This is a genomic window from Porphyromonas sp. (genome assembly GCF_030529325.1).
Classification (GTDB): domain Bacteria; phylum Bacteroidota; class Bacteroidia; order Bacteroidales; family Porphyromonadaceae; genus Porphyromonas_A.
The window spans coordinates 1-16,282 of record NZ_JAUMXC010000046.1; the positions used below are offsets into that span (position 1 = coordinate 1).

General features: G+C 46.1%; 13 protein-coding genes and 1 tRNA gene. 4 read left to right on the plus strand and 10 right to left on the minus strand.

From position 1 onward, the window contains the following. Positions 1-171: 171 nt before the first annotated feature. Entirely contained in the window at positions 172-2,181 is a 2,010-nt protein-coding gene (locus tag Q4A14_RS07205) for an LTA synthase family protein (protein WP_303171039.1), read from the minus strand. A 162-nt stretch (positions 2,182-2,343) separates the two neighbouring features. Next, a complete protein-coding gene (locus tag Q4A14_RS07210; protein ID WP_303171041.1) occupies positions 2,344-2,469 on the minus strand; it encodes a hypothetical protein in 126 nt (41 codons plus the stop codon). 63 nt (positions 2,470-2,532) lie between these two features. Between Q4A14_RS07210 and Q4A14_RS07215 the strand changes: the two genes are divergently transcribed. The 4 genes from Q4A14_RS07215 (at position 2,533) to mazG (ending at position 7,697) form a co-directional block, all read left to right on the plus strand. Continuing rightward, positions 2,533-3,708, plus strand: a complete 1,176-nt coding sequence (locus Q4A14_RS07215) for a MalY/PatB family protein (RefSeq protein ID WP_303171042.1) — start codon at positions 2,533-2,535, stop codon at positions 3,706-3,708. A 93-nt stretch (positions 3,709-3,801) separates the two neighbouring features. Then, a complete protein-coding gene (locus tag Q4A14_RS07220; RefSeq protein WP_303171044.1) occupies positions 3,802-4,767 on the plus strand; it encodes a pseudouridine synthase in 966 nt (321 codons plus the stop codon). Between the two features lie 53 nt (positions 4,768-4,820). Then, on the plus strand, positions 4,821-6,890 hold the full coding sequence (locus tag Q4A14_RS07225; RefSeq protein WP_303171046.1) for a cytochrome c biogenesis protein CcdA: 2,070 nt from the start codon (positions 4,821-4,823) through the stop codon (positions 6,888-6,890). Positions 6,891-6,908: 18 nt separating this feature from the next. Next, a complete protein-coding gene (gene mazG / locus Q4A14_RS07230) occupies positions 6,909-7,697 on the plus strand; it encodes a nucleoside triphosphate pyrophosphohydrolase (RefSeq protein ID WP_303171048.1) in 789 nt (262 codons plus the stop codon). A 67-nt stretch (positions 7,698-7,764) separates the two neighbouring features. On the opposite strand, the gene Q4A14_RS07235 is transcribed toward mazG, so the two are convergent. From Q4A14_RS07235 to feoB, 8 genes are all read right to left on the minus strand, one after another. Further along, positions 7,765-9,471, minus strand: a complete 1,707-nt coding sequence (locus Q4A14_RS07235) for a hypothetical protein (RefSeq protein WP_303171049.1) — start codon at positions 9,469-9,471, stop codon at positions 7,765-7,767. 415 nt (positions 9,472-9,886) lie between these two features. Beyond that, positions 9,887-10,054 (minus strand): hypothetical protein, encoded by a 168-nt coding sequence (locus tag Q4A14_RS07240; RefSeq protein ID WP_303171051.1) that lies wholly within the window; start codon positions 10,052-10,054, stop codon positions 9,887-9,889. Positions 10,055-10,220: 166 nt separating this feature from the next. Continuing rightward, a tRNA-Arg gene (locus tag Q4A14_RS07245) sits at positions 10,221-10,294 on the minus strand. A 36-nt stretch (positions 10,295-10,330) separates the two neighbouring features. After that, the gene (locus tag Q4A14_RS07250; protein WP_303171053.1) at positions 10,331-11,770 is read right to left on the minus strand and encodes a CCA tRNA nucleotidyltransferase; all 1,440 of its coding nucleotides are present in this window, start codon (positions 11,768-11,770) and stop codon (positions 10,331-10,333) included. After that, positions 11,757-12,734, minus strand: coding sequence for a glycosyltransferase family 2 protein (locus tag Q4A14_RS07255; RefSeq protein WP_303171055.1), 978 nt, complete (start codon positions 12,732-12,734; stop codon positions 11,757-11,759). Before Q4A14_RS07255 ends, Q4A14_RS07250 begins: the two co-directional genes overlap by 14 nt. 31 nt (positions 12,735-12,765) lie before the next feature. Further along, complete coding sequence (locus Q4A14_RS07260) at positions 12,766-13,188, minus strand: GtrA family protein (protein ID WP_303171057.1); 423 nt, start codon at positions 13,186-13,188, stop codon at positions 12,766-12,768. 125 nt (positions 13,189-13,313) lie between these two features. Continuing rightward, positions 13,314-13,496 (minus strand): FeoB-associated Cys-rich membrane protein, encoded by a 183-nt coding sequence (locus Q4A14_RS07265; RefSeq protein WP_303171058.1) that lies wholly within the window; start codon positions 13,494-13,496, stop codon positions 13,314-13,316. A 1-nt stretch (position 13,497) separates the two neighbouring features. Beyond that, positions 13,498-15,966, minus strand: a complete 2,469-nt coding sequence (gene feoB / locus Q4A14_RS07270; protein ID WP_303171059.1) for a ferrous iron transport protein B — start codon at positions 15,964-15,966, stop codon at positions 13,498-13,500. Positions 15,967-16,282 lie beyond the last annotated feature (316 nt).

The window sequence follows — 16,282 nt, forward strand, 5'->3', positions numbered from 1 at the left end:
ACAACTGAATTCACGAGGTTAGACACATCGATTTTGAACCTTGTACATCTTTTTCTTTGAAACCTCTTGAGAGTAGTCTGTAAGTCACTCCACATTGGATGCTGAGAATAATAAAAAGCCCACCTCCGAACTCGGAGATGGGCTCTTGTTATACTTTTTTGGGGGCAGGTTTCAGAAAGCCGTGGCGATACCCATCCGCTGACGCGATCGGTGCAGATCGAGCTTGTTGTTGATGACACGATGATTGTAGTCCTGTGCATAAGCCCTGAACATCATCTCGTACGAATTGACATCTATACTGTCAATCGGAGTCGGTGTGTAGTGCAGAGGATGCTGAACTATCGGTGAAGACGGCAAAAGGCGACACTTGCCCTCCTGATCCATGCTCATGATGAAGTCTTTGTGTAGCAGGGTATAGTTGCCCCCTTCAAAGTTGACGGCGAAGTGTCGGGCTTCGGGATCGAGCATATTGTGCCCGTAAGAGATGACCTGTGTGCGATCTCCTGTGAGGTAGAGCAGGGTAGGGAGTATGTCTGCCTGCTGGACGACATATTGATCTTGGATACCTCGCAGTTTGCCCGATGGATCGTAGAATATGATGGGGATGGCAAAGTGCCCCCCTATATTTTGATACTCGGGTCGGTCGCTTTGGCTCGCATGATCGGCCATGAGGATGAAGAGTGTGTCATCGTACCATGGCTCTTTGCGCACAGCCTCAAAAAACATCTTGAGGGACATGTCTGAGTATCTGACCGCTCTGTGGATGTCCTGTGTCCCTTCCTCAAAGAGGTGATCGTACTCTTGGGGGACAGTGTATGGTGCATGCGAGCTGAGTGTGAATATCGTCGCAAGGAACGGTGCCGGACGAGTGCCGATCTCAGATGCCACACGCTTCAAGAATTTGTCGTCAAATATCCCCCAGGTGCCGTCATAGTCTGCTTCGTTACCGTAGTCTTCTCTGCCGAAGTAGTCCTTGATACCGATTTGTCCGGTAAAGGCATCGAAGCCCATCGAGCCCGTTTCTGCTCCGTGATAGAAGATGGTACTGTATCCTTGTTGAGAAAGTTGCTCAGGGATACTCATGAGCTCGTTGCCGGCATAGTGAGACAGTACGAAGTTGATCCCAAGTGCAGGGAGAGAGGTCATGGCTGATGGCATGGCTTCGATGGAGACTCTGCCGTTGGCAAAAGCATACTTGAAAACCATACTTTCGTCCATCAGTTGGTCAAGAAACGGAGTGTACGATGGGTAGTCGGGGATCTCCCGGTTGAGGAATCCTGTGTACTCCTTAGCGAAACTTTCGAGTATGAGAAATACTATATTTTTACCCTTGAAGGCTCCGAAGAGACTGTCCTCCTCATGCAACGGTTGTGCCCGGTAGATAGGGGAGTAGTGTTTGGAGAGCTCTTGGGGATCGATGAACCGCAACTCTTTGAGCGTGTTTTTGCGCGATGTGCGTATCATCGTGAAGGTCGTGTTGAGTACGAGGTCTCTGTCTTGGGCATTCTTCACGAAGGTGTTGGCATGGATGGTCGTCATGGGGCGATTTTCAAACCCGATCTCGCCACGTATTGTGAGCATGGCTATGAGCGACAGAGCAGCCACTTCGACAGCCGTAATGACATATCGTGTGATATGGGCAGCGCGTCCTCCATGTGGTTGGCGACAAAATCTCACTGCCCGATAGCCGAAAAAGAGGACTGCCATGAGTAGGATAAATGCCACTGTAAGAGGCCAAAATGTGATGATATACTTACCGTACAGGTTGAGTGCGCTTTCGTTTTGAAACTCCGAAAAGATACTCATCGATGTGCGTTTGAGTCCGAACGCATAGTAGCCGGTGTCGGATATGTTGAAGAAGATGTTGACAATATTGGGTAGGAGATAAGTCAGATCCTTGAGGAGTCTGAAGCCTCTGCTGTTTTCTGTCTTTGCGGGGAGGAAAGCTCCGAGCAACAGAAGTAGGAAGTAGACGGAGTTGGTATATGCTATCGAAGCTCCATCAAAGAGAAGTCCGCCGAGAAGGATGTCGGTGAAGTCCTCTGCCGGAATGTGAGCAAAGTAATTGTAGTTGTAGATGTAATAAATCACCCTGCACAAGACCATGATGACGAGGGCGAGAGCGAGGTGGTAGACTAGTGTGATCTCTCTGCTTTTGGTTTTGTATGGAAGTTTATTCATAATATATTGTGAATATATCTCTGTTTCTTAATAATCTTTAAGTGTCTCTCGCGTGTTATCTATCCAAAGAGAGGTAGTGAAAGATTGAGCTACCTTGTTTTTGACTGATTATGAGTTTGTAAGTCGCATCATTTCAGCGCGCAAATTTACGATTTTTTTTATTTATTCTGCCTCAGAGTGTTGATTTTGGATGCTCATATTGGCATCATCAGTCTTCTGAGAATGGGGTGTGAACTTGCTGGAAAACTCAATTTTAGCTATCTTGGCACAGATTTTTGACTGTGTCATCAAGGATAGTTACTGATTGCAAAAAAAAAGTGATATAAAGAAGTATTTTTAAGATATAGAGTTATGAAAAGAGAAGATTTGGATCAGGTGATAGATCGTAGAGGTACAGGATGTACAAAATACGATGGTATAGCAGACTTTATAGGGGATCGTTCGGATATCTTGCCTATGTGGATTGCAGATATGGACTTTGAGACTCCATCTTTTGTGATAGATGCCGTAAAAAAGAGACTCGAACACCCTGTGCTTGGTTACAGTATCCCAACAGCAGAATATTATCAGGCTTTGCAACAGTGGTTTGTGAAGAAGTATGGTTTTGAGCCAAAAAAGGAAGAACTGTGCTTCACTCCGGGTATTGTCTCAGGGATCTTCAAGATACTCCAGTGCCTCACCAAGGAAGGTGATGGCGTAGTGCTCTGCCCTCCTGTCTATCATCCGTTCGGTCAGGTCATCAGAGGAAGCCGTCGCCGTATGGTCGAAGCTCCTTTGCTCTTGAAAGATAACAGGTTTGAGATCGACTTTGTGGCATTGGAGAATGCACTCAAAGAGGCTAAGATCTTGATATGGTGTCACCCACACAACCCCGGTGGCCGTGTCTGGACCAAGGAAGAACTCCAAGCTGTGGCAAAGCTCGCAGATAAGTATGGTGTCTACATCATAAGTGACGAGATACACGCCGATCTTACGTTCAAGAGATTTAAGCATATCCCATTCCCTACCGTATCTCCTGAGGCTCGTAACCGGGCAATCTCTCTCATGGCTCCCTCTAAGGCATTCAACATGCCGGGGATCATAGCTTCGCAGATATACATCGCAGATGAGGAGCTTCGTCACACAATATATGAGTATCTCGAGTACAACTGCCTCAACCATGCCAACTCCACAACTTACGGTGCTGTGGCTGCTGCTTACAACCATGGTGAAGAGTGGCTTGACGGCGTGATGGAGTACATCGAGGATAATATCGCGTTTGTGAGAGAATATCTCCGTGAGCACTTGCCTCAATTCGGTATGATAGAGCCGGAAGCATCCTTCCTCATCTTCTTGGATTGCCGTAAGTTGGGTATGGATGATAAGGCTCTTTCAGACTTCTTCATCAATAAGGCTCATCTGCTCCTCAATCCGGGTACGATGTTTGGTACCGGAGGAGAAGGCTTCATGCGTCTCAACGTCGGAGTGCCACGTTCGGTGCTTCAACATGCCTTGGATAACATCCGTAAAGCCGTTAATGAACTATAATAATGTGGATAGGGGGTAGTTGTGCTGTAAAAGTAGAGAGTCGCGAAGCCATTTTTTGTACCTTTGCGCAATATTATATACCTGAAGTGTAAAATGACTTTTTCACAGACTAAAAGGCCGACTTTCCGACACGAAAACTCTTCGCCTATAAGAGAGACTTATGTGGCAAAGAGCGATGGTGTGGTCTTGATCGATGAGATACAAGCCAAGTCCGGACGTGCTCGTACAGCAGTAAAGAAACTGCTCTCCTCTCGTAGAGTATCAGTGAATGGTAAGGCCGTCGCCTCGCCCGTGCATGTGCTCAATGAGGGAGATGTCGTCACGGTGCATCTGGGAGCTCCTCCCAAAGAGTTTTCTCATAATCTTGTGGTCAAGGTATGGGAAAATGATGATTATATACTGGTACGCAAAGAGGCCGGTGTCGCTACTGTGAATACGGCTCATAAGGATCGGGAGGCAACAGTGATATGGCTCCTCAGTAAGCACTACAAGGAGGCTAACCCGGAGGCTAAACTCTTTATGGTCAATAGGCTTGATAAAGAGACTGCGGGCTTTGTCATCTTTGCGAAGTCTGTGCCTGCCAAAGAGGCTCTTGTCAAAGACTGGGGGCACCTTGTGGTCGAACAGAAGTTTGTCGCGGTGGTTGCAGGAGAGGTTGCGTCCAAGCAGATGACTCTCAAAGCTCAGTCAACTACTCCCAAAACCAAGGAAGGAAGTGCTGCCATGCAGGCTCGTCTTCGTAAAGTGATGGAGGGGCAGCTGACTGTACTCAAAAGTAGTGAGAACGGACAACTCCATGTCGTGGAGGTGACTGTCGGAGGAGAACGCATATTCTCGCTGCGGAAACTTCTTGGTGACAACGGCTTGGTCATCCTGGGAGATGGTCGCTATCGATCCGAGTTTGTCTTGAAGGGCAGGATTGCTCTTGAGCAAACTTGTCTCAAGTTGTCTCTCCCCGGTGGTCGCAAACAGATGACATTTGATCGTACATTCCCCACACACTTTTTCTCGTATCTCAAAAATGATAAGGGTGTAACAGACTCTCTGAGAAAGAGATGATATCATACTGAGAACTGACAATAATTTTAATCAAACAAATAAGTATTTTGAGTATGAAAAAGAATTTACTATTGTTCTTTTTACCCATCTTGATGATCTTCGGCCTCTCTGAAGCAAATGCTCAGATGGTCACGGATGCTATCAAGTGGACTGCAAAAATGAGCAACAATGAGAAGGGCGAGGTCACTCTCACTTTCAACGCAAAACTACAAGCCGGATGGCACGTCTATGACGTCAATCTCCCAAAAGATGGTCCTACATCTACAGAGATCGAGTTTGACGGTGGCAAGGGCTTTGAAGTCGTAGGAAAGACAACGGCAGATCGCAAACCTGACGAAGTCTATGACGAAAACTTCGGTATGACTCTTCGTTGGTTTGGGAAGGAAGTGAACTTCATTCAAAAAGTAAAGGTCACGGATCCTAAGAACTTTAAGATCGCAGGGGATGTGCTCTTCATGATTTGTAACGATCAGACTTGCTTGCCTCCCGATAGATTTGCTTTCTCATTCACAGCAAGCAATCTCACAACGCCTCTTACCATAGCTCCTGCTGCAGCTACTCCCGCCGAAAATACCCCTGCTGAAACAACAGCTGCTGAGACTGAAACAGCAGCCGTCGCAGCAGAAGGAGAGGAGGCCGCTTCGGAAGCAACAGAGGCTGCTGAGGCTACAGAGAGCGGTGCTGACTGGCTTTGGACTCCGGTGATCGATGAGTTGAAAGCATTCGGTGACGAAACTCTTTCGGCTACAGACAACTCACTTCTCATGATCTTTATCTTCGGTTTCCTCGGAGGCCTTGTTGCGCTCCTTACACCTTGCGTGTGGCCGATGATCCCTATGACAGTGAGCTTCTTCTTGAAGCGTACCAAGAGCCGTTCAAAAGCCATCCGTGATGCCATCATCTACGGATTGTCTATCATCGTGATCTACCTTGCGATGGGTCTTATCATCACCGGGATCTTCGGTGCAAGTGTTTTGAATGACTTGTCGACAAACGCTATCTTCAATATCTTGTTCTTCCTCCTTTTGGTTGTCTTTGCGATATCATTCTTCGGAGCGTTCGAACTCGTATTGCCACAATCATGGACTAACAAGCTTGATGAAAAGGCGGACTCTACCACCGGTCTCCTCAGTATCTTCTTCATGTCGTTTACCCTCGTACTTGTATCATTCTCATGTACAGGTCCTATCATCGGTACGCTCCTCGTGGAGGCTGCTACCATGGGTAACATGGTCGGTCCTGCTGTCGGTATGTTCGGTTTTGCGTTTGCCCTTGCGATTCCATTCGCATTCTTCGCAATCTTCCCTAACTTCCTTCAGAGCATGCCTAAGAGCGGAGGATGGCTCAACAGCGTTAAGGTTGTCCTCGGTTTCCTCGAGCTTGCACTTGCGTTGAAGTTCCTCTCTGTTGCCGACCTCGCATACGGCTGGCGTATCCTCGACCGCGAAGTCTTCGTGGCACTTTGGATCGTTATCTTTGCTCTCCTCGGTATGTACCTCTTGGGTAAACTCAAGTTCAGCCACGACTCAGACCTTCCATACGTATCTGTGCCACGTGTGTTTATGGCATTGGTTTCATTCGCCTTCGCGATGTATATGGTCCCAGGTCTTTGGGGGGCTCCTCTAAAGGCAATCAGCGCGTTCTCTCCTCCTTTGTACACTCAGGACTTCAACCTTTATGATGCAGAAGTTCACGCAAAGTTTGACGACTACGAAAGCGCAATGAAGTATGCTAAGGATCACAACAAGCCTGTGATGATCGACTTCTCCGGTTTCGGTTGTGTCAACTGCCGTAAGATGGAGGCTTCTGTATGGACAAGCCCAACAGTGAAGGGTAAGCTCGAAAAAGACTTCGTCCTTGTCACCCTCATGGTGGATGATAAGACAAAACTCGCTCAGCCAATCACTGTCAACGAAAATGGCAAGGAGCGCACACTTAAGACTATCGGTGAAAAGTGGAGCTACTTCCAACGCCATAAGTTCGGAGCTAACGCGCAGCCATTCTATGTGATGCTCGATGCTACCGGTAGACCTCTCGGCCCATCATACGGCTTCAACGAAGATGTCTCCGAATACATCAAGTGGATGGATGCAGGTCTCAAGCAATTCGGTGACCGCAAGTAATCCGACACATAGCAAATAATGCATACAAAAGACGAGAAACTACAAGCCTTCGGGCGACTTCTGGATGTCCTCGATGAGTTGAGGGTCAAGTGTCCTTGGGATGCCAAGCAGACCAACGAAAGCCTGCGCCCCAACTCCATCGAAGAGATCCATGAGCTCAGCCAAGCCATCCTCGATGGCGACAGCAAGGGCATCATGAAGGAGCTCGGTGATGTGTTGCTTCACGTTGCGTTTTACTCCAAGATCGGGGAAGAGAAAGGAGACTTTGATCTCAAAGACGTTTGTGATGCCATCACGGACAAACTCATCTTCCGTCATCCCCATGTCTTTGGCGACACCTCGGTGTCCTCATCCGAAGAAGTAGAGCGTAATTGGGAACAAATCAAACTCAAGGAAAAGGACGGCAATAAGACCGTCATGGGCGGTGTCCCACGAGGACTCCCTCCTATGATCAAGGCGTACCGTATCCAAGAGAAAGCCACCAATGTAGGCTTCGATTGGGAGCAGAAAGAGGACGTCTGGGCAAAGGTCGAAGAAGAGCTCTCAGAGCTCCGTGCCGAAGTCACAGAGGATAGTTCCATAGAACGAAAGGAGGCCGAACTTGGAGATTTCCTCTTCAGCCTCATCAATATGGGGCGCCTCTACGGACTCGAAGCCGACACAGCCCTTGAGCGCACAAACGCCAAATTCATCCGTCGCTTCTCTTATATCGAAGAGCAAGCCAAGGCTTTAGGTCGAGACCTCAAGAGTCTGACACTCGAAGAGATGGATCACTATTGGAACGAAGCCAAATGCCTTAACCTCTGACCCCTCCGTCTTTTGATGCCAATCATAAAAAGGCACCCGACCACTCGGTCAGGTGCCTTTTTGCTTTTTACAACTTTATCTGAAGTCTGCTTATCAAATCTTGATGTACGATTTCTCTGTTCTTAGGAAAAAGGTTCCCCATAAACTCGGGAAAAGAAACCGAGGCTTGATAGTACTGCAGCAAGTCTCCTGATATGCTTTGAGTGCGCCTCAGTTTTTTATAATAACATTCAAAGTAGTGCTCCAAACCACGAGTCCGAAATTCATTTTCATACAGCTTTAGCGTCGTTATTGACATTAAGATCAAATGCCCGACTTGCCTTAAAGGGATTTGGTGTTCTTTACATTCTTTGGCGAACATCTCTTGAAACATATTAGTATGTCCTGCGGACACCTGTCTGATATCGCTCAACACAAGAACAGGATATATCTTGGCAGAAGCACTAATATCGTTATCCCAAAAAGCATCGTTATCTATAACTCTCTGGATATTTCGAATCAATTGTCCTACACCGACCGCTTTATATCCATCCTTTCCATCTCTTGGTTTACTCAAGGCTTTTTTCTCCCATTCTTCTGTTATTTTATCATAATTGCCCTCTTGTTTAATTTTCGATTTTATTAGAACACTTTTATTCTCAAATAAAATAATATTCCCTGTTCGTCTTGATTTAAGGTAATAGTCAGGTTCGCCGTCATTATGTCCATTCTTCCCACACTCAACTCCACTCTTAGCAAAATACATATTAGTGCTATTTATTTTACCCAAAAGCTCGTAGAGAAAATACTTTTCCATATACTCAAGAGTGTAGAGCTTGTTATCCCATTTTTCTCCTCTCTCTCTCTTGATTTTAGGAAAATCAAACTGGAAACAGTAAAATATCCGTTCCAACAAAAAACGGTCATGTGTCAACAGATATCCACCATCCGGCATCTTTATAAGAGGCTTATCACGAAAAGCCTTATAGTCGAAATTTGCATCCAGTGGTACATTTTGGTCATAAGGTATAGAAATATAATCAAGGACAGGCTGGGATACACGAGCTGGCACCTCATCATAGGCCAAATACCGCTTTCCTTTCATTATTGCTTCTCGTAGTAATACTATCTGCCAAAAATATGTGTCCAAAGAATCAATATTCAACTTCTTTAAAAAATCATCACAAATAGATTTGAACTCTTCATCTTTTTCAACATATTCCTTGAAATACACGAAATGAATAAGTACGTCTCTGAAACTCTCACTGGGATCAAAGTTCACTATATCGTCTTGAGATAACAGCATTGCAAAGAGTCTTTTCTCTAAGTCCGGACGCTTTTTAATTTCTGTAGCTCCACCATTCCGTTGGGTGATCTCTTCATTCATCAAGAGCATTATCTTGATGAGATTTTCGCTATTTATCAATTCAAATAATCTCCACTTAGGATTTGTAGTTGAAAAAATATATTTAAGCAACTCAAGCTCTGTCAAGATGGACACAAAGTTATGTTTGTGAAGCAAATACCCCTTCTCTTGAGCAAATCTCTGACATCTTCTACCAAAATCATCAATAAAAGAACTGCAGAGTCCCAAATATTTTGGTCTCATCAGTCTCTCAAATCCATCATCACAGATTAAGGTCTTGATCCACCTGAATGTCTTAGCTCTTGAGAACTGAGAAAGCGTTGCACAAATATCCGGTGGAGTAAGATCTGGATATATGTCTTTAAAAGAAATTAGAAGCTGAGGTTCTGCATAACCCTCAAAATTATTTTTTCTCTTTCGTTTACTCATAAATCTTGATGCGTAAAACAGATCCTCCTACATGTGGGGATACAAATTTTTCGCTATTTTTTGGATAAAGCGTATGAATGAGGTCTTCAGATGATATTCAGGGTGTTTTTCGCGTAGAATAAGGCTTCTTCTGACTCTAAACTCGGGCGGGAATTCAGTGTCGAAAGTTGAGAGATCATTCGTGTTAAAAAAGACCATTAATCCACGATATCCAAAAAACAATTGATAATCGTGGATTAATGGCTAAAACTTCACACGCCTCTTTATTCCTTGGATTTGCCTCTCCCTTTCAGAATAGGGAAAGGTGGTAGAGAGTATGGTTTACGCGTGGAGATTATGTTGCATGCCGATGCATTTTTCCGATTGCTGCGATGAAGCCATGACAAGCACTCTCCAGCATCATCGGAGTGATGTATCAAGCGTCTTTGCCTCTTTTGTTGAGAAGGATGTGAGCCACAAAGCCCAAAACTACTAAAAGCAGTCCGACACCTACCATCAGGTTGCTTTGTGTTGTACCGATAATACCTCTGTATATCAAAATAGCAGCTCCGATCAAAAGCGTAATGATACCAATGTGTTTCATAAGGATTCTATATCTTAATATATTACTTAGTTGTTCATTTCCTTCGCAAACAAGAGTGTCTTTACGAGACTCTTAACAGAAGTACAAATAAACTAATTATAATTGAGAATTGAAAGCAAAAACAGCTTAAATCATACTTTCTCAACTACTATAATTTGTTCACAAGTGACTCGGCTGGGATTCAAACCCAGGACCTTCGGAACCGGAATCCGATGCTCTATTCAGCTAAGCTACCGAGCCATAAACCCTCTCAGGGAGCAAAGATAAGAATTTATTTCAAGATAAAATCCGGTGCTCTTTCACGTATCTGTACATAAACTCCAGAGCTGCTTCGTGCTCATTGGGGATGACCCCATCGAGGATTGCATTTTTGATTGCTTCCTTGATGTCGCCTACCTGTCTGCAAGGAGACAGGTTGTATATCTTCATGATCTCTTCGCCTGATACCGGAGGTTGGAAGTTACGTATTCTGTCTTTTTCCTCTATCTCGACCAGCTTGTTGCGTACGATCTTGAAGTTGGCGAGGCATTTGGCTATTTTGATGGGGTTTTTACTTGTCATGTCGGCTTCACAGAGGAGCATCAAGTCATCAATGTCCTCTCCGGCCTCAAAGAGCAGACGTCTCACAGCAGAGTCGGTGACCCCTTCTTCTGACAACTGAGCCGGTCTCATGTGCAGATTGACGAGTTTCTGTACATACTTCATACGCTCATCAAGAGGGAGCTTGAGTCGCTTAAATATCTTTGGCAACATCTTACTACCGACATAGTTGTGGTTGTAGAAAGTCCAACCGATGCCCTTCTCATATCGTTTTGTCGCAGGCTTTGCTATGTCATGGAAAAGAGCTGCAAAGCGGAGATATAGGTTGTCGGTTTTCTCCGAAAGTTGATCCACTACGATGAGGGTGTGATGAAAATTATCCTTGTGCCCAATACCCTCTCGTGTCTCTGCTCCTTTCAATGCTGTCACTTCCGGGCATATTTCCTGCATGAGCCCACATTCATCCATGAGAAGCAGTCCGATGGATGGGCGAGGGGACATCATGATCTTTACGAACTCCACCATGATACGCTCACGGCTTACGATCGAGATGCGAGAGGCATTGCGCAGGATAGAGTCTTTGATGTATTGGGGTACGGTAAAGTCAAGTTGAGAGGCAAATCTTACTGCTCTCATCATTCGTAGAGGATCATCCGAAAAGGTTGTGTCCGGATCAAGAGGAGTCCTGATGATACGCTGTTCTATGTCTTGTACTCCGTCGAATGGATCGATGAGAGTTCCCAAGTCAGCTCTGTTTAGGGATATTGATAGAGCATTGATTGTGAAGTCTCTGCGTTTTTGATCATCCTCAAAAGTGCCATCTTCGACTATTGGTTTACGGCTGTCAGCCCTATAACTTTCTTTACGGGCTCCGACAAACTCCAACTCAAGTCCTCTAAACTTGACCTGAGCCGTGCCAAAGCTCTTGAATACAGATAGATGAGCCTCTCGCTTTCCCAGACGCTTGGTAACTTCCGTAGCAAGGGCTATACCGCTTTTATTGGTTACGATATCCAGGTCATCAGACGGACGCTCCATGATTATATCCCTCACAAATCCGCCTATGACATAGATCTCCTGATCGAGCATTTCCGCAGCATCGGCAAGGAGGTCTATCAGATCCTTACCAAGTCTCCGTGTCAGTTCGTTCAGAATATCTTCTTTATTTATGATCATTCTCTTGTTTAGTATCGTTGGGCTTCTTGAGGTTTATTGTCTGTGCGACGATATATTCGGGTCTTCTTTTGACCTCATCGAATATCACACCTATATATCTGCTCATGAGCCCTATGGTTATGAGTTGTACCCCACCGAAAAATATTACTATGGTCACTATCGAGGTCCAACCTGTTTCCGGATGCGTAAAGCCAAGGAACTTCCCGAAGAAGATCCAAAGGCCTAAAAGCAATCCTATGAATACTGATGCAAAGCCCAATCCACTCGCCACCTTCAGAGGTTTGTGCGAGAAGTAGAGAATTGCATCAAATGCCAACTTGAGCATCTTTCGGAGTCCGTACTTGGACTTTCCTGCAGCTCGCTCATGTCTGTCGTAGTAGTAGGGTACTTGTTCAAACCCCATCCAACTGATGAGCCCCCTTATGTATTTGTTGTGTTCGGGTAGCGCCTTGAATACCCCTATGACTTTGCGATCCATCACCCTGAAGTCTCCCGTATCCACAGGAAAAGGCGACTCGCTGAGGTAGTTCAGCAGACGGTAAAATATCTTTGCCGTTGCTTTTTTGAACCAAGTCTCATCGGCTCTGACTCTCCGTACTCCATAGACTACGTTGGCTTGTATGTCTTTGAGATGTTTCAGCATGTCCGGGATGATTTCCGGTGGATCTTGCAGATCGGCGTCTATCACTGCTATATAGTCGCTATCCACATAGTTCATCCCCGCAGTCAAGGCTGACTGATGACCGAAGTTGCGAGAGAAGTGTATCACTTGCATCCGATCATCCTGACGTGCAATACGATTCAATATGCTTGCGGTGGCATCTTTGCTGCCATCATTGACAAAGAGTATGGACACCTCAAAGTCCGGCATCTGTGCCATGAGCTCTGACAGTCTCTGACAAGTGATCTCCAGCACATCTTCTTCGTTGTAGCAAGGCACTATGACTGTGAGGGTCTCTGACATCTTTCCGAGCAAAATTTACGCGTAGCCTTCCTTATTTTTTCTTGAACGTCACAAACTTATTCATGACGAAGTTGGCGAGGTTAAACACCACCATAGCTATAAGCTGTTGAGCATAGCTGTCGATGGTTGTATTGTCTTTCAGCCAAAGAAGTGCTCCGAACTGTAGGGCATAGCATATCATGAAGACGACCAAAAATATGGCGAACTTTCTTAGTCCGAGAGCCGTCTTGAACGTGTATTTGCTATTCCATATGAAACTGTTGATGACCCCGGCGGCGTAGCCAAGGACATTGGACAATTCGGGGGACATCCCCATACTCTTGAGGCATATCCATATCACGATAGCTGTTATCGCTGTGTTGGAGAGGCCGACTATGCCATAGCTTACGATTTGGCGCAACAATTCATATTTCGAGCCCGAAGGCGCTGTGTTCTCCTTTGCTTTGTTCATCATCAAATAAGGTAGAAGGGGGCTGACACTCAACCTTCATTTTCACAAAAATAAGAAAAGTTTGGGAAACAGCCCTCAACTCACAGCCCTCAGAAATGTCAAAAAATCTTGCAACTTTACCTCTCGTATCAGTGGCAACAAGAGTTGGGTTTGTTGTCTTTGTCCTCTTTTGATGTGGGCTTTATGTCGCAACCGCTACACCCTGCACATCCGGAGCTGTCTCCTTTCTTCATAAACATCTTGAAAGCGCCTCTGACCAAGATGAGAAAGACGACTCCGATGATGATATATACGATGATCTCCTGTATCATATCAAAAAAATGCTCTGCCGATCAGCACGCAAGCATACGCGAGTATCCATCCGACGGCGAGTGAGTAAAACATGGAGAAAAATGCCCATTTGGCTGATCCCGACTCTTTGCCTATTGCAACGATAGTCGCGATACAAGGGAAGTAGATCAACACAAATATCATGAAGGCAAGTGCGATGATCGGGTCATAAGCCGGTGATCCGTCGCGCCGCTTTGCTGTCCGGAGCTTCTCAGTCAGTAGTACCTCATTACTGTCATCTCCGACATAAAGGACACCCATGGTGCTCACCACGATTTCCTTGGCTGCCGCGCCGGTAAGGAGTGCCACACTCATCCTCCAGTCAAATCCCATAGGCGCAAATACAGGCTCGATGGCATGTCCTATCTTTCCGATGTACGAGTGCTCTTGCTGTATCATGCTCTCACGTTGCTCTTCGGTCAATCCACCGAAGTACTCGACTTCCGAAGCCACATGATCCTGTGCGTATGTCTCCATTTGCTGTGTCTCTGACGCACCTTCATATTGAGGGAAGTAGCCAAGTGCCCACACTGCTATCGATGCAAGGAGGATGACTGTACCCATCTTGTTGAGATACTGTTTGGCACGAGTCCACATATGGAGTAGTACACTCATCGTGGTAGGAATACGATAGGGGGGGAGCTCCATGACGAATGGGGTGTCTTCTTGAGCAAAGAAGAACTTCTTGAACATCAATGCGCTCAATATCGCCACAATGATGCCGAGGAAATACATCCCAAACAGTACCGACCCTGCGGATTGTGGGAAAAAGGCTCCGGCAAGGAGTAAGTACACCGGCAGGCGGGCACTACAACTCATAAATGGAAGGATGAGCATCGTCACCATACGGTTGTTGCGACTCTCTATGGTACGAGTCGCCATGACGGCAGGGACATTGCACCCGAATCCCATGACGAGAGGGATGAAGGACTTACCATGCAACCCTATGAGGTGCATCAGTCTGTCCATGATGAATGCCGCACGTGCCATATATCCCGTGTCCTCCATGATCGACATGAAGAGGTAGAGGATGACAATGTTGGGGAGGAAGACGATGACGCCACCCACACCTCCGATGACACCGTCGATCAAGAGGTCTTTGAGCATACCGTCAGGCATCCATGTGCCTACGAGACTACCCAGCCACTCGATCCCTGCTTCGATCCACGCCATGGGGTAGGCTCCGAGGGTAAATGTCGCCTCAAACATGATGTACATCAAGGCAATGAATATCGGGAAGCCCCATATCTTGTGTGTGAGGATATGGTCTATCTTGCGATTTTTGTCAACGATGTTGGAAAAGTCGGCCTTGAATGTCTCACACAGAGCTCCGGAGACAAAACCGTATCGGGTGTCTGTGATGGATGTCTGCGTGTCCTTCTCATACTTGTCTTCGTAGTTCTGGCGCAAGTATCTTGCACGAGTGAGGAGATATCCACCCTTTTTTGCGCCTTTTTCCATTTGCTTCGATAGCGCTTCGTCGTCTTCCAGTATCTTGATGGCTATGTATCGACTGCGCACTCTCCTGAGTGAGTTATCCATGTCAGAGGCATGGGCATCTATCTCACTCTTGAGCTCTCGTATGGCATCTTCTACCTCATCTTTGTATCTTACTTCGACGATACGACGAGTCTCAGATCTCTTTTCGTAGAGTGCGATGACTTCCGTGAATACGTCTTTGAGTCCTCTACCTGTGCGTCCTACCGTCGGGCAGAGAGGTGTACCGAGGAGCTTTGAGAGCATGGGCAGGTCAAGTTTGCTGCCGCTCTGTTCAAACTCATCAAACATATTCAGAGCCACAACCATCGGCAGACCTGTCTCTATGAGTTGGGTCGTCATGTAGAGGTTGCGCTCCAGGTTGGATGTGTCTACGACATTGATGATGACATCAGGTTGCTCATCACCGGTCAAGAAGTCGGAAATATATTTCTCCTCAAGGCTGTATGAGGATAGGGAGTATGTCCCCGGTAGGTCTGTGAGTTCAAAAGTATAGCCATCCTGCTTGTATACAGCAGTCTTGGCCTCTACAGTGACCCCGCTGTAATTCCCTACGTGCTCGTTAGCACCACTTGCTGCGTTGAAGAGAGAGGTCTTACCGCAGTTCGGATTACCCACAAATGCGACCTTTATCTTCTTCGGATCCTTGACGGGTCTGATGCTTGTCGGTCTGACCTCTTCCTCGAGAGCATCGAGAGGAGCTATCTCCGGTTCGTATTTTTCTTCCGGAGAGATCAGGCGCACCTCTATTGTCTCAGCTTCTTGTCGGCGCAGAGAGACGTCGTAGTTGAGGATACGGTATTGGACAGGGTCTTGCATGGGGGCATTTTTGACTACAAGTATCTCTTTGCCCATCAGGAAACCCATCTCAAGGATGCGTTTGCGGAATGCTCCCTGTGCATGGTGTCGGACGATGACAGCTCTATCGCCCGTATGTAGTTCGGATAATCTCATTTTCAAAATATTCTGTGGTATACATCACACCTAAGTCCTATTTATAGGGTACGACTTACCCCAAGGTATAGGAGTACAAAAATACTGCTCTTTGGGCAATTAAGATATACCTAAATATGGGGATATTGCACTTTGTTGGGGATTGTGATCGATTTCAAGGTAATTCCTTGTGCTTCTGGTGCTATCTGACTCTGACGGACTACGATCGGGACAGTGTTCCATACTCTCATACAGATGTGTGGCATGTGGTCGAAAAAAGGTTGTCTAACTTGACGCATCAAGTTAGACAACTTCATTCATCAAGTTAGACAACTTG